At 48.6% G+C, this 13,098-nt stretch carries 12 protein-coding genes and 1 pseudogene; 3 read left to right on the top strand and 10 right to left on the bottom strand.

Features of this window, described 5'->3' with window-relative positions; all coding sequences use genetic code 11:
* Window positions 1-19: 19 nt before the first annotated feature.
* The 3 genes from QUE23_RS05250 to glmU form a co-directional block, all read right to left on the bottom strand.
* The gene (locus QUE23_RS05250) at window positions 20-277 is read right to left on the bottom strand and encodes a hypothetical protein (RefSeq protein ID WP_286348058.1); all 258 of its coding nucleotides are present in this window, start codon (window positions 275-277) and stop codon (window positions 20-22) included.
* Window positions 278-310: 33 nt separating this feature from the next.
* Window positions 311-475: a hypothetical protein gene (locus QUE23_RS05245; protein WP_286348057.1), complete on the bottom strand. Its 165-nt coding sequence runs from the start codon at window positions 473-475 to the stop codon at window positions 311-313.
* Window positions 476-1,158: 683 nt separating this feature from the next.
* Window positions 1,159-2,484 (bottom strand): bifunctional UDP-N-acetylglucosamine diphosphorylase/glucosamine-1-phosphate N-acetyltransferase GlmU, encoded by a 1,326-nt coding sequence (glmU, locus tag QUE23_RS05240; RefSeq protein ID WP_286348056.1) that lies wholly within the window; start codon window positions 2,482-2,484, stop codon window positions 1,159-1,161.
* A 98-nt stretch (window positions 2,485-2,582) separates the two neighbouring features.
* On the opposite strand from glmU, the pseudogene fliP reads away from it, so the two are divergent.
* Window positions 2,583-3,309: pseudogene (gene fliP / locus QUE23_RS05235) on the top strand (flagellar type III secretion system pore protein FliP).
* Here fliP and QUE23_RS05230 read toward each other — a convergent pair.
* Genes QUE23_RS05230 through QUE23_RS05220 form a run of 3 tightly spaced genes read right to left on the bottom strand, consistent with a single transcriptional unit; the run spans window position 3,293 to window position 5,217 of the window.
* Window positions 3,293-3,745 carry a DUF4149 domain-containing protein gene (locus tag QUE23_RS05230; RefSeq protein WP_286348055.1) on the bottom strand — a complete coding sequence of 151 codons (453 nt, stop codon included), beginning with the start codon at window positions 3,743-3,745 and terminating at the stop codon, window positions 3,293-3,295. The pseudogene fliP and the gene QUE23_RS05230 overlap by 17 nt on opposite strands.
* A complete protein-coding gene (locus QUE23_RS05225; RefSeq protein ID WP_286348054.1) occupies window positions 3,745-4,395 on the bottom strand; it encodes an outer membrane protein in 651 nt (216 codons plus the stop codon). The genes QUE23_RS05230 and QUE23_RS05225 overlap by 1 nt, the downstream gene beginning before the upstream one ends.
* Before the next feature lie 9 nt (window positions 4,396-4,404).
* Window positions 4,405-5,217 (bottom strand): flagellar hook-basal body protein, encoded by an 813-nt coding sequence (locus QUE23_RS05220; RefSeq protein ID WP_286348053.1) that lies wholly within the window; start codon window positions 5,215-5,217, stop codon window positions 4,405-4,407.
* Window positions 5,218-5,279: 62 nt separating this feature from the next.
* On the opposite strand from QUE23_RS05220, the gene QUE23_RS05215 reads away from it, so the two are divergent.
* Entirely contained in the window at window positions 5,280-5,852 is a 573-nt protein-coding gene (locus tag QUE23_RS05215) for a DedA family protein (RefSeq protein ID WP_286348052.1), read from the top strand.
* Between the two features lie 49 nt (window positions 5,853-5,901).
* Window positions 5,902-6,087 carry a hypothetical protein gene (locus QUE23_RS05210; RefSeq protein ID WP_286348051.1) on the top strand — a complete coding sequence of 62 codons (186 nt, stop codon included), beginning with the start codon at window positions 5,902-5,904 and terminating at the stop codon, window positions 6,085-6,087.
* Here QUE23_RS05210 and QUE23_RS05205 read toward each other — a convergent pair whose 3' ends face one another.
* The 4 genes from QUE23_RS05205 to QUE23_RS05190 form a co-directional block, all read right to left on the bottom strand.
* Complete coding sequence (locus QUE23_RS05205) at window positions 6,088-6,474, bottom strand: hypothetical protein (protein ID WP_286348050.1); 387 nt, start codon at window positions 6,472-6,474, stop codon at window positions 6,088-6,090. It lies immediately after the preceding gene.
* Between the two features lie 52 nt (window positions 6,475-6,526).
* Window positions 6,527-8,473, bottom strand: a complete 1,947-nt coding sequence (locus QUE23_RS05200) for a hypothetical protein (RefSeq protein ID WP_286348049.1) — start codon at window positions 8,471-8,473, stop codon at window positions 6,527-6,529.
* Between the two features lie 32 nt (window positions 8,474-8,505).
* Window positions 8,506-10,902 (bottom strand): hypothetical protein, encoded by a 2,397-nt coding sequence (locus QUE23_RS05195; protein ID WP_286348048.1) that lies wholly within the window; start codon window positions 10,900-10,902, stop codon window positions 8,506-8,508.
* Window positions 10,903-11,062: 160 nt separating this feature from the next.
* On the bottom strand, window positions 11,063-13,045 hold the full coding sequence (locus QUE23_RS05190) for an outer membrane beta-barrel protein (RefSeq protein ID WP_286348047.1): 1,983 nt from the start codon (window positions 13,043-13,045) through the stop codon (window positions 11,063-11,065).
* Window positions 13,046-13,098: the final 53 nt, after the last annotated feature.

The following is a 13,098-nucleotide window of genomic DNA, read 5'->3' as shown; positions in this document are numbered from 1 at the left end:
AAGCCGCGTAGTGCGTGAGCTATTTAGGGATATTGTGTAAGAAAAACCCCCTTCTTTGTAAGACACGCAAAGCCTCGCCAATCCATGCCTCACACCATTTTAAATACGCCTCTTGGGCGAGCTGGTCTTGGTAAGATTTATCGCCTTGTGCGCTAGAAGTTGTGCTTAAAAACGAGCATTCGATGATGATTTGGGGGTTTATTTTATCAGGGATGATGAAGTCCATCGTGTATTTTTCAGGTTTTCGTGTGCGCTTAAAAGGGGCAAATCCCCACATTCACAGGGGATTTTTAGGCCCCCTAATAGGTCTTTAAGGGTTGCTTGGGTTGTTTGCCATCGAGCCACTATAAGAGTCCTTTTGTCTATAACGGATCAAGGTGTCTAGCATGTGGGGTTCAAAGTTCATTTTACTCAAATAAAGGCAAAGTCCGCACCAAAAAGGGGTTAGATGCGCCCTTAAAGAAAAGATTGACAAGCCCCTTAGCAAACGCTCTATTCTCTCTAATGAGGGTTTTTTATTTTGGTATCTCCCCACTCTTTAACCTCTCCCTTTTCTTAACTCCCCCACTGATCGAGCAATAACAGCTTAGATAATTCTTGATCTTTCACAATCCTTGCGATGGTGAGGATGTGTTTTTAGGTTTTCATGCGCTAGGGCGTTGAGCACCAACAGGACTTCTAGCCCAAGTTCATGGTCTTGGAGAAAATCCATAAAAGTCTATTTTTATCCTGGTGGGGGCTAAAGGGATGGTAACAACCAAGCAGGCTTCAAGCTACGCCAAGCCTTAAGGGTGTTGGGGTTTATTTGGCTTAGCAACAACATAATCCGTCCTTAAGTCTTGAATACAAGCCAAACCGCTAAGCCATTCAACCCCAAACCTAGAGTTGTTCCCTTGCTTTCAATGAAATGGCAGATGCCATGACAGCAACAAACGGGGAAGCTATGCCAAGCCCACCCTAAAGAAAATCAGCGACACCCAAAGTAGAAATACTCAAACCAGCCAAAAGGCAAAACTTAAAGCCATTTTAAGCACTTTTGACAAAAATTTTTTGTGTTAAATCTTGTTATTTAGGGTATTGAAATCCCACACCACCATAAACTCCATTGTGCTTAGCCATAGGGAGCTTAGCACTAAACCGAGCCTATAAATGGGGCAACTAGGGCTTTTGAAAGAATTTAAAATATCCCTTGGAGATAGACACTTGGGGGGGGCGCACTAACACTAAATCCCCCTCTTGCACGGGCTGTGTGATCGTGCTGCCCGCCCCTATGAGCACATTATTAGGGATGTTTAAGGGGGCGACAAGTTGGCTATCGCTGCCAATAAACACATTTTGCCCGATGTTGGTGTGGTGCTTGTTTTTGCCATCGTAGTTGCAGGTGATGACCCCCGCCCCGATATTAGTCCCGCTTGCGATGCTGCAATCGCCCAAATAGCTCAAATGCCCTGCCTTCACCCCATTTAAATACGCGCTCTTGGTTTCCACAAAGTTACCCACATGGCTATCAACAATCTTAGAGTTGGGGCGGATATGGGCGAGCGGTCCCACGGAGCTGTTTTCAATGTGGCTAGACTCGACCACGCTGTGCGCCCTAATGTGCGCCTCTTGCAAATAGCAATCCCCCGCCAAATGCACCCCCTGCTCTAAAACACAGCCCGCCCCAAAGCGCACCCCCTTTTCTAAGTAAATCGTGTGGGGCATGTGCATACACACCCCCGCTTGCATGGCTTGCGCTCTTAGTTTGTCTAGCATTTTGCCCTCAGCGGCGGCAAGTTCGCTTTGTGAATTGACTCCCAAAAAGTCGTGGGCGTTGACAAAAATGGGGGCAAAGCGCACGCCCTTTTGCACCCCCAGCCCCACAAGTTGGGTTAAATAATACTCGGCTTGGGCGTTGTTTTGATCCAAGCGTGGTAAAAACTCTTGCAAGCACTCTTGGCTAAAGAGATACACCCCGGCATTTAGGGTATTTAAGGCTAGAATTTCTGCACTCGCGTCCTTTTCTTCTATAATGGCTTGCACTTGGTTGTTTTGCAAGCACACCCGTCCATACCCGCTTTTAGACTCTAAACTAAAGACCCCCAAAGCGTTAGATTCTTGACTTTCTACAAAGGGCATTAAAGCCTCTTTAGACACAAGGGGCATGTCGGCGTTGAGCACCAAAAGGCGGTCGTGGGCGGTTTTTATGGAAGTGGGCGCAACGCCCCCACCGCCCCCTTGCATGAGCGCGCCCCCTGTGCCCGGGTATTGCGTGGCATTTTGTAGGTGGATGGTTGGCTTGTTGTTAAAGTGCTTGCCAATCACCTTAGCGATCAATGCGTGTTCGTGGTGCAAAATGACATGCACATCCTCACTCACACTCAAGGCACACTCGAGCACATGCACGAGCATCTCCTGCCCGCAAATTTTATGCAAGACTTTGGGCAATCTAGAGTGCATGCGTGTGCCCTTGCCCGCCGCTAAGATCACAACCGATACCGCCATCTTTTCCCCTTTTAGGCAATTTTAAAAACAAGCCTATTATACTTGAAAGTTATCCCACACAAAAGGGCTTTTTCTTGCGTTTTCTCTTCTCTTGGGCTGTGCTTGCCTCTTGTGTGTTGCTAGGGGCTGCGCTTAAAGACCCTGTGATCCCCACAATCAATTTGTCCTTAACTGCCCCCCACACGCCCACGCAATTAGTAACCACTCTCAATGTGGTGCTGGTCTTAACCCTCTTGGTGCTAGCACCCTCTTTAATTTTGGTGATGACCAGCTTTATCCGCCTGATTGTGGTGTTTTCCTTCTTACGCACCGCTTTAGGCACGCAGCAAACCCCCCACGCAGATTTTAGTGTCTTTGGCGTTGATTTTAACCTTTTTTATCATGGAGCCCGCTGCTAAAAAGAGTTACGACACCGCCATCAAGCCTTATTTGGCTGAAAAGATTTCTTACACAGAGGCCTTTGAAGTGGGCATTGTGCCTTTTAAAGAGTTCATGCTGCAAAACACTCGCGAAAAAGACCTAGCCCTGTTCTTCCGCATACGCCACTTAGAAAACCCCAAAAACCCGAGTGCTGTGCCTTTGACCGTGCTTGTGCCCGCCTTTATGATCAGCGAGCTTAAAACCGGGTTTCAAATCGGCTTCTTGCTCTACTTGCCCTTTTTAGTCATTGACATGGTTGTCAGCTCCATTTTGATGGCGATGGGGATGATGATGTTGCCCCCCGTGATGATCTCTTTGCCCTTTAAAATCTTGGTGTTTATCTTGGTGGACGGCTTCAATCTCTTGGTAGAGAATTTAGTAGCCAGCTTTAAACACCTCTCTTAGGTTTAAGCAACGCCCGCCACACAAAAGAGATCAAAAGCAAAGCGAGCAAGGCTTTAAATAGGGTTTCACTCTGAGCGTGCACGGCCAAAAACTCGGGGGTGGTGGTGGCGTGGGTGGCCTGGGCGTTTAAAATGTAGGGGGTGTAGTGGAAACTAAACAGGGCAATGAGTGCCGCCCCCGCTAGGTGAAAAAAGAGCAGCCCCGACTTATGCACCGCCCAAAGCACCAAAGCGTCTAAAACCAGCACACACGCCAACGAGTTTAAAAGGAAGTTGCCCCGCACAAAAATACGCCCCATCAGCACCCCTGCATTGTGCTGGTTTAAAATCTCTGGGGTCTTAAAGAGGATGGGGGCCACACACGCCCCAGAGAAGAGCACCACGCCCACGCCCACGCCTAAAGCCAGCAACACCAGCACACGCCACAAGCGCAACATTAGAATAAGAAATAATAGGCGGCGGTGAATGCCCAATCACGTTTTAAGGACAGACTGAAGTCATTAAAAACACCACCGTCCACTCTACCCTGCACATGGGTAGCGAGCATGGGAATTTTTACACCCACTTCAAAGGCACTGTGTCTAGCGATCACCGCCCTAACGCCCACATTGACCATCCATTGGAAGCGCGTTGCTCCGCTTCCATGCACTGCCGACCATGTGTTGCCCCCCAAAGCCACACCACCAAAAATCCCCAAGTTGGACTTTTCGCCATTGAGTAGGTTAACGAGTAAATCCACGCCCACACCATAGCCCGACAGGTTAAAGGTGTTCTTGCCAAAGTTCGCGTTTTTGTTCCACACCGCCCTACCAAAGTTGGTTAAGCCCCAGTTGTAAAAGCCATAGTAGCGCAGCCCGAAGTAGCCCTTCTGCCCGAAAAGTTGGTTATACCCGATGCGCACGCCCACGCCCTGCGTGATGGCAGTGCGGTTCACATTGTTGGGGTTTTTGTCATCGATGCGCGCCTTAAAGGTCGAACCGCCCACTTCATACACGCCACCGAGGAAAAACGCGCTTTGCTCTGCACTTAAAGCCCCCCCAAAATACGTCAAAAAGGCAAGGGGTAAAAACTTTTGAGAAAACTTCATAACGCCCCCTTACGCCCTTGCCGCCAACTTACTGATCGCCTCAGCGTGCATGTCGTCCATGTGGGTTCTCAACACTTTAGAATACATGTCCACGAGGCGGTTGGCTTCAATGAGGCGAGTCATTTCAATCACGGCATTGACATTGCTCTTTTCTAGGAAGTGTTGCCGGACAATAGGGGCGTTTAGCTCAGTGCGCTCGTCCATTTTATCCTGTGGGTAGGTGTAGAGATTGTCGCCTATTTTCTTTAAGAGCTTTTGGCTTTGGAAGGCCACCACGGCTAAAGCCCCCCCGGGCACTTCCTCGCCCCCTTGTCTAAAAAACATGTCCCCATTGGGCGACACGCTCACACTTGCCCCCGGGAGCATTTGTATCCCCGCCCCGCTTTCAATCCCCCGGCTCAAGACATGGTAGCCCTCTTTGGTGCTTAAAAAGCCTTGCGCATCGATGGTGAAACTGCCATCCCTCGTAAAAGCAATGCCCTGTGGGGTTTGCACCACAAAGTAGGCGTTAGGATCGCTTAGGGCAAAATCCAACTCATTGTCGGTTTTTTGCATCGGCCCTAGGCTGTAATCGGTGTATCTCTCTGTGATGATGGGCACTCTGTTTAGGTTGCGGTTTAGATACTTGGCGGCTTGCTTGGTCTGATCGGGCAGGGGCAACTTGTCGCGGTAGTTCTGATAAAGGCGCAAAAAGTCGCCCACCACGACATCGTCGCGTTTAAACCCTGCGGTGTTGAGATTAGCCAAATTGTTAGAGATTTGATCCAAGCGGTTGAACTCGGTAACCATGCCCCCCGTGGTTGCGTAATAGCCATTTGTCATGAGAAACTCCTATGTGGACTTTATGCTATTATACCCTAGAAAGATTTAAGCGAAGGATTGCGGTGGATTTAGCGCACTTTCAGGCCTTGTTCGACTCGTGGGGGTATTTGTTTCTCTTCGTCTATTCCTTTGGAAGCGGGTATATCGGGCTTGTGCTGGCGGCAATCCTAAGCGCTACAGGACATATGGATATTGGCAAAACCATGCTCGTGGCGGGGCTGGGTAATTTTGTAGGCAGCTCTTTATTGGTGTGGCTGGGGCGCACACAGAAGAGGGAAGTGCGCGCCTACTTACACAAACACCGCCGCAAGTTGGCTTTAGTGCATATTTGGATACAGAAATACGGGGTGTGGCTGATTTTTTTTAACAAGTATATTTATGGGGTGAAAACCCTGGTCCCCCTAGCCATAGGCCTTAGCAAGTTTTCCTTTAGGCGCTTTGTGTGCTTCAATGCTCTCTCTTGCGTGCTGTGGGCATTGAGCTTAGGCGAGCTCACCTACCACGCGAGCAGCTGGGTACAACACTCTTTAGACAAGGGCAACACTTACTCTTATCTTTTGCCCGTGTGTTTCATCGCCAGCCTAGTCGGGCTGTGGCTGTGGATCGTGCAAATTTCTAAGAAACCTCATTGTTAGTGCATGGTTATTTCCAAAAGAATACAATGACATCCTTAAAGGAGCTTGCATGAAAAAGAATGGGTTTTTTGGGTTAGTGGGTGTTTTGGTGCTTTTACTGAACATGGGCTGTGCGACAAGTGGTCAAAAAGCAACGGGTTGTGCGGGCAGCAAACCCCCTACACAAAAAGGACTAGCGCAGGCAGCCCCGCAAGATGAATGCCCGAATACCGGTGAGCCTAAACAGGTGGAGTGATTAGAAAAAAGTTGTGAAGTTCATGAATAGGTCTGCGCTTTTGTAGTTGTCCATGAGCTTTAAGCCATTGCCTCCAGCACTCATGGTGCGTATCTCATCAATGATAGGGATGTGTGTCCCTAGGCTCCATTTGAATCTATCCACGCGTATGCTAAAGCCAAAGGTGGCGTCTAGGTTGGCGTTGTGGCGTATCAGTGAGCCTTTGATGAAGTTGGCATCCCAAAAGTTGACAATCCCCAGCAACCCCGCAAAAAGCCCGTAAGCTTGGACTTTGGCGCGCCCCACTTTAGGTTTTTTAATCTTGCTATAAAGATTCAAGAGGACATTACCCCCGATTCCCAAGCTGTAGCGGTTTAAGTCATCTAGACTGTTGGTGGCAACACCCATATACAAATAGCGGAATCCCAAATAACCGTAGCAAGACATGCCAATAAAGGAGTTAAAATACTTTTGATACCCCCCCTGGGCTTGTAGCCCTAGTTGCATCGAGTTTTTCTGTAGATTTTTTGTGGTAAAAGTGAGCAAAGGGGCTGGGGCTTGTTGACGGAGGGCAGGGGCGTGGCGTTGGTGCTGATTTTGGGTATGGGGGGCGCAGGGACGGGTTTAGGGATGGGGGGATTGGGCAGAGTGGGGACTTTATAGGCAGGATTGGAGGGTTGGGGGTTTTTGGCTTTAAAGTTGTTGTGGTAGTGGTGGCGTTGCTGGCGGCTGTGATTGCGCTTGTCACGGTGGGAAGCTGGGCTGATAGAGTGCTCTCCAACGCGCCGGTTTGGTTGCTCAAATATCCAAAATAACCCATAAACATCGCCTGCGCCCACCAGTTATACCCACACACCGCATAGCCTTGCGAAAAATCCAAGCCTATGGCTGGCGAATCGTAGCAGTATTTGACATTCTGGCTATTCCACTTTGAAACCACTTCGTTTTTTTGGGAAGCTGAGGGGGTCGCAGGGGGTCCATTGTGTCCGCTAGCCCCGGGCACTAAACTCATCAGCCATATTGGGTTATCCACAAAGGTTTGGAGCATGTCGGGTACAAAAGTCTTGACATAGGCATCGACAAAGTTGGTAGCGGCACTAAAATCTCCCGTTAAAAGGTCATTATCGATCGAGCTATACAGCTTTGTGTTGGTAAAATTACCCACAAAATTAGCCGCGCCTACATAGCCATTCATGAGGTTAAAGAAATTTTGCATCCCTTGTTGGGCTTCCTGGGCACTCACACCACTACAGCCCCCTTTAGCGCAATCCGAGGGGCTGATCCAAACATCTTTAAGCTTGTCGAGATTAAACAAAGTCCCCCAAATCTCAGACATGCTCACCCCGGCTTTTTTGGCAGCTTCTTGAAAACTTTCCAAGTCTTGCGTTGTTCCTCCTTGGTAACCACAGGAGTGGATATTGCTTGCCGTGTTGTTCAAAATAATATCAAACACGCAGGTGTCGCCCGCATTGATATAGGGAACATGCGCAGAATTATTTAAGAAAAAAGTCTGCCCATTGGCGAAGTTGACCCATTGGTTATGGAAAGCCCGCCCCACGATCTGTGTGATGCCAACAATTTGGTTTAAAGCATTTGTAACGGCACTGCTTTCATCGTTTTTAAGCGTGTTGGATTGGTTTAAGTAGTCAATGGCGATCTTTTGGCTAGCTTGCCCTAGTTTACTAATGTCCCCGCCCACAATGGAGGCAATTTGGTTGACTTCATCGGCTAGAGCCTGCAGGGCAGCGTTGGCTTGTTGGGGGGTGAGGGAAGAAATATTGCTGTTAGAATTGAGCGGCGCGGGTAGGCTCAAGGGCGTGTAGGAAATGCCTAAAGCTTGAGCCGCACTGGCGATTTGGCTGTTGAAGGAATTAAAGGTGTTGATCGCATTTTCTAGGGCTTGCTTGTTTTGGCTATTCGACTCCGAGAGCTCTTTTTTATATTGAGCGATTTCTTGCTGGGCTTGAGTCACTAGGGCTTGGTTTTGGCTCTCATAAGTGCTGATGATTTTGTTGAGGTATTGCTGGTAGGCAGCCACGCCATCGGCGATGCTCGACACACTCTCTATGTCTTGGGTGCGGATGGCTGTTTGGATTTGTGCGATGAGGCTAGCAGAGGAGGGCAAGTTGAGATTTTGTAAATCTTGCAGCAAGGTTTGCAAGGTCTGCATGGTTTGAGTCTTGTTGGCCTGCAAAGTGTTCATGGCATTTTGGTAGTCTTTGAGCTCTTCGTGGTAAGCGTTGATTTTTTGGATGTCGCTGCTGGGTTCTGTGTGGCTGCTCTCTAAAACATTGCCCCCGCCTGCATCCATGCCAAAGGAGAAAAACGCCCCGTCTAAATAGGAAGAATAAGGATGTGCATGGGCGATGAGGGAGCAGAGAAAATAGAGTAGCCCGAGTCGTTTCATGTTTAGCTTACCTAAGCAACGCCATTTAGATTCTAAAATATCTCCGTAAAGTTCATAAAAAGCGCGGCGCTCTTGTAATTGTCTACAATTTTTAGCGACTCAGACCCCCCTGTTTCAAGAGGCGTTCTCACGGTGCGGATTTGGTTGATCAAGGGCATGTGGATGCCTATACTCCATTTGAATTGATCCACCCGCACACTCAAACCAAAGACGGCGTTGATGTTGACATTGTTGCGGACATAAGCCGTGCTGCTGCCCGAAAAGCGCGCGCTCCAAATGTCGACCATGCCCAAAAGCCCACCAAAAAGCCCGTAAGCTTGGATTTTAGGGTGTTTAGCCTTTGTCTTCTTGATCTTGCTGTAGAGATTAAAGAGCATGTTAGCCCCAAAGCCCACTTGGTAGCGATCCAAGCTGTTAACCCCGCTCGAATCCCTGACAAAAGAGCCCATGTAAAGATAGCGATAACCCAAGTAGCCATAGTAAGAAATACCAAAAAAATTAAAATATTTTTGATATCCTGCTTGGGCTTGGACACCTAGTTGTAAAGATTTGGATTGTAAGCCTGTGTTGGTGATGGTTAAAAGGGGCTTTTGGGGAGCGGCGACATGGGGCAGAGTGGCCGCACTGGAACTGACTTTGGGGAGAGCAGGCGGAGAGACCACAGAAATACTAGGTGTGCTTAAAGGGGTGGATGCGGGGTGGGAGGCTTCAAAATTTTTAAGGGCTGTCTGCGCATTTTGGTAGTTGGAATAATCTGTTTGCATGGTGGTAAAAATTTGTGGAATTGGGTTGCTGCCCAGCTGGGCAGTTTGGACTTGAGCGCTTTGATCCAACATGGCCTGCGTGCTTTGTTGGCTGGCTAGTTGGGAGTCGATCTCTTGCATGATGTTAGATACTCCATTAAACCCAAATACGCCCAGCGTTTTAAAACTCACACCATCCCAACCGGCTTGTTGTCCAAAGCTAAGTTGTCCTGAAGGCAGGGACTCGCCGCTATGCCCGCTTTGCTTGATGTAGTCATTGAGTGCGTTTTGCGCGCTGGGGCTATTAGGAATTTCTGCGAGCACCCAAAAGGGGTTGTTACTGCCCCCACCGCCCGACCCGACATTAAAGACATTGAGCATGTAAGGAATCATGGTGCTGATGTAGCTGTTTACAAGACCTTGGGCGGCTGTGAAATTAGGGGTTTGGGAATTTGTGGGGGAAAGGTCGCTTTCTAGCTCTTGGTAGAGTTGGGAGTTGGTAAAATTGCCCGCAAACGCGCTGTTACCAATGTAATTATTGAGATTTTCAAAGGTTTCATGCATGAGGTTTTGGTTAGTTGTGGAGCTAAAGCTTGGGGGAATGGCGATGATTTTCACATCTTGCTCTAGGGTGCTTAGGTTAAAAAGTGTCCCCCACACTTCCTCTGAGCTCATCCCAGAGGGCAGGGAAACCCCCACAGGCGAGCAGCCATTGCTTGAACCCTTGTAGGCTGAGCCCAAGATATTTAAAAACACACATGGCCGCCCGCTGGTGGCAAAGGTGAGATTATTGATGGCAGCACCGGGTTTCACCCCCAAAGCTTCCCCCACCACATAGTCCATCCACTGCTGGTGGAAGGCCTTGCCTAAAGTCGTGGAAACCCCCACGATTTCGTTCAAGGCATTGGTGCGCGTGGTCGTGTAGGCGGTTTCTGTAGTGCTCACCGCATTTTCTAGGCTGGTGAGTTGCTTTTGGTATTTGGCACTGGAAGCTTGGATTTGGCTATTGGCGGCGGCGATGGCTTGGTCTATCTCCTGGCTTAAGGCCTGCAGGGCACTGTCGACTTGTTGGGGGCTCATGCTAGAGACATTGGCATTAGGGGTAAGAGGTGAGGGCAGACTCATTGGGGTGTAAGAGAGCCCAAGACTTTTATAGACAGCGGCGATTTTTGTGTTTGTGGCGTTGAAGACATTTAGGGCGTTTTGCAGGTTTTGTTGGTTTTGGGCGGCGGTGGTTTTCAGGGCATTTTGGTAATTTGTGATGCTGGTTTGGGCGTTGTTGATGAGTTGTGTATTGGCACTTTGGTAGTTTGCAAGGATTTGGTTTAGGTATTGCTGGTAGGCACTTGCGCTCCCGCCCACACTCGCGGGGTCGCTTGCTAGGCGGCTAATTTGGGTGATCAGTGTTTGAAACTCCTGGGAGTTAGGATCCAGGGAGCTGATGAGGGCTTTAAGTTTGGCCGCGGTTTGGGATTGATCGGCTTGCAGAGCGGACATGGCATTATTGTAAGCCTCCATCTTTGTGTTGTAGGCTTGGTTTTCTTCGGCGTTGGTGTTGGGCACATCGCGACTTGTTTCCAAGACACTGCCCCCACCAAGACCCATGCCAAAGGAGAGAAACGCCCCGTCTAACGAGGAGGCATAGGGGTGGGCTTGCGCTGGCGCAAGAGAAAGCAGCAACCACATCACACTCCTCTTTGCCATCGACTCTCCAAATGCTTAATACTTTAGAAAACCATTATAAAAACCAAAGAAAACAAAAAACAGATGACCAATGCTACCATTAGTGATATAAAGTACACCTTATATTGAATACTGAGAATCGCAAAAGGCAAGGGATAGGGGGTTAAAAAATTTGTGTAAAATTTAAAAAGAGTTGGGAGCTTTTGTAGTTGTCGATGAGCTGTAGTTCTTCGCGCAGACCTTCTTTGCTCACGGCTTTGATCCGTTGGGTTTGGCCCACCAAAGGCACATGCACGCCCAAGCTCCATTTGAAGCGGTTGATCCGCACACTAAGCCCAAAGACCCCATCGACATTGAGGTTATAGCGGGCTTGCATGGGGGCTTGCAAGATGTAGGCGTTCCACATATTGCCTAGGGCCAAAAGTCCGGCAAAGAAGCCATAAGTTTGGATTTTCACCCGCCCGATTTTAGACTTTCTAATCTTGCTGTAGAAGTTGGTCAAAAGATTTGCCCCAAAGCCTAAGCTGTAACGATTCAGCCCGCTTAGATTTGTCTGCTCGCTCATCGCGTGCCCCATATACAAGTAGCGGTAGGCTAGGTAGCCATAAGTAGACACTCCAAAAAAGGGCGTGAAGTACTTTTGATACCCCCCTTCAGCCTGCATGCCCAGTTGTAAGGAATTTGCCCGCAAGTTGCCAGACGCAAAGGTTAAAACGGGCTGATTGGGGGCGCTGATGGTGGGCATGGGGGCGGGGCTGGTGCTGATGATTGGGCGCAAAGGTAGGGGCGGTGGTGGGCTTGGGTTTTTTAAGGGCACGGGTGGGGGCGGGGTGAAGGGGGGGATGGGAAAAGTTTGGGTGGGTTTAAAATCCGCTAGGTTTTTATTGGCGGTTTGCAATTCTGTGAGGGCATCTTGGTAGGGTTGTGTGGAGCTGTCTATTTGGTTTTCTAGGCTTTGTTGGGAGCTTGGGGTAAAACCAAAATAGCCCACAAAAATCCCATTGGACCAGCCCGTATTGGCTTCGCACATAGTGTTTGTCGTGGAGTTATTGTAAGGAAAACTTAAACCTGCATTGCCCTTAGCCGCTCCATAGCAATACTTCACATTATCGGGTATTTCTGGATTGTTAGGGTTACTCATGCTATTTGCAACATCTTCTTTACTACCCCTAATGCTATTTGGCACCCCCTCTGGCAATGCACTCATGATCCACACAGGAGCTTTTTGGAAAGCACTGATCATGTTTTTAACGCCTTGTTGGTAACCTTGCATGAGTGCATAGGCGGCGGCTAGTCCTTGTGTGGTGTTGGTGTTGTTTAAGTCGGCTTGCAAGAGCTCATAGATTTTAGAGTTTTCAAAATTGCCGTCAAAGCCGTAAGCTTGGGAAGTGCCATTGCCTAAATAATTGTTCAACACATTAAAAAAGGTGTTCATGTCTTGTTGGGCTTGGGCTGTGGTGATTTGGGGTTTGCCATTAGAGGCACAACCCCCTAAACTATTCATGCCACCCGCACAATTGGAGTTTAATAAAGCCGGGATTTCTTGTTGCAAATAGGGCACATCAAAAAGAGTGTTCCAAATATTGTAGGCATTTAAGCCTAAATCTTTGAGTTGTGTGGGGGTATTGATTTGCCCTTCGCTACAATTATTGGAGATATAGTTTTTGTACCCTCCATTAGAAGTTAAAATGGGGACAAAGACACAATTATAGCTGTCATTGATATAGTTATATTCTTTACCCTTATAGGTGTATTTGCCATCGGGGATGTTGATGTTGACATGTTGTCCTTTAATATCTGTGCTTATGCTATTCACCTTAGCGTTGTCCACCCCAAAGACTTGCCCATCGGCGTAATTCACCCACACATTGTGGAACGCCCGCCCCACCATTTGCGAAAGCCCGATGATTTGTTTCAGGGCTTGGTTGGTGGCGGCGTTTTTTTCAGCTTGGAGTTTTGAGAGTTGGGAGGCGTTTTCTACAGCGATTTCTCGGTTGCCCGCTTGCAAGCTGTCGATGTTTGTACCTACACTAGAGATCAACGCCCCTAATTCGTTGCTAAGGCCATTTAAGGCCATTTTGATTTGTGCTTGGCTTAGACTACCGATATTGCTCCCATTGGCGTTTAGCGGGGTGGGCAGGGGCAAGGGAGTGAAAGTGATAGGGGCTAGGTAGCTTTTGAAGCCCTTGATTGGTTGAT

It is taken from the genome of Helicobacter felistomachi (genome assembly GCF_030296895.1).
GTDB lineage: Bacteria > Campylobacterota > Campylobacteria > Campylobacterales > Helicobacteraceae > Helicobacter > Helicobacter felistomachi.
The sequence above is the reverse complement of the archived record's forward strand: the minus strand, read 5'-3'. Positions and strand labels throughout refer to the sequence as shown.

Excerpts from the sequence above, each read along its gene's own strand:
- QUE23_RS05195 (WP_286348048.1), bottom strand. The coding sequence starts at position 10,902 with ATGTGGTTGCTGCTTTCTCTTGCGCCAGCGCAAGCCCACCCCTATGCC.
- QUE23_RS05200 (WP_286348049.1), bottom strand. The coding sequence starts at position 8,473 with ATGAAACGACTCGGGCTACTCTATTTTCTCTGCTCCCTCATCGCCCAT.
- QUE23_RS05205 (WP_286348050.1), bottom strand. The coding sequence starts at position 6,474 with ATGGGTGTTGCCACCAACAGTCTAGATGACTTAAACCGCTACAGCTTG.
- QUE23_RS05230 (WP_286348055.1), bottom strand. The coding sequence starts at position 3,745 with ATGTTGCGCTTGTGGCGTGTGCTGGTGTTGCTGGCTTTAGGCGTGGGC.
- QUE23_RS05210 (WP_286348051.1), top strand. The coding sequence starts at position 5,902 with ATGAAAAAGAATGGGTTTTTTGGGTTAGTGGGTGTTTTGGTGCTTTTA.
- QUE23_RS05220 (WP_286348053.1), bottom strand. The coding sequence starts at position 5,217 with ATGACAAATGGCTATTACGCAACCACGGGGGGCATGGTTACCGAGTTC.
- QUE23_RS05225 (WP_286348054.1), bottom strand. The coding sequence starts at position 4,395 with ATGAAGTTTTCTCAAAAGTTTTTACCCCTTGCCTTTTTGACGTATTTT.
- QUE23_RS05250 (WP_286348058.1), bottom strand. The coding sequence starts at position 277 with ATGTGGGGATTTGCCCCTTTTAAGCGCACACGAAAACCTGAAAAATAC.
- glmU (WP_286348056.1), bottom strand. The coding sequence starts at position 2,484 with ATGGCGGTATCGGTTGTGATCTTAGCGGCGGGCAAGGGCACACGCATG.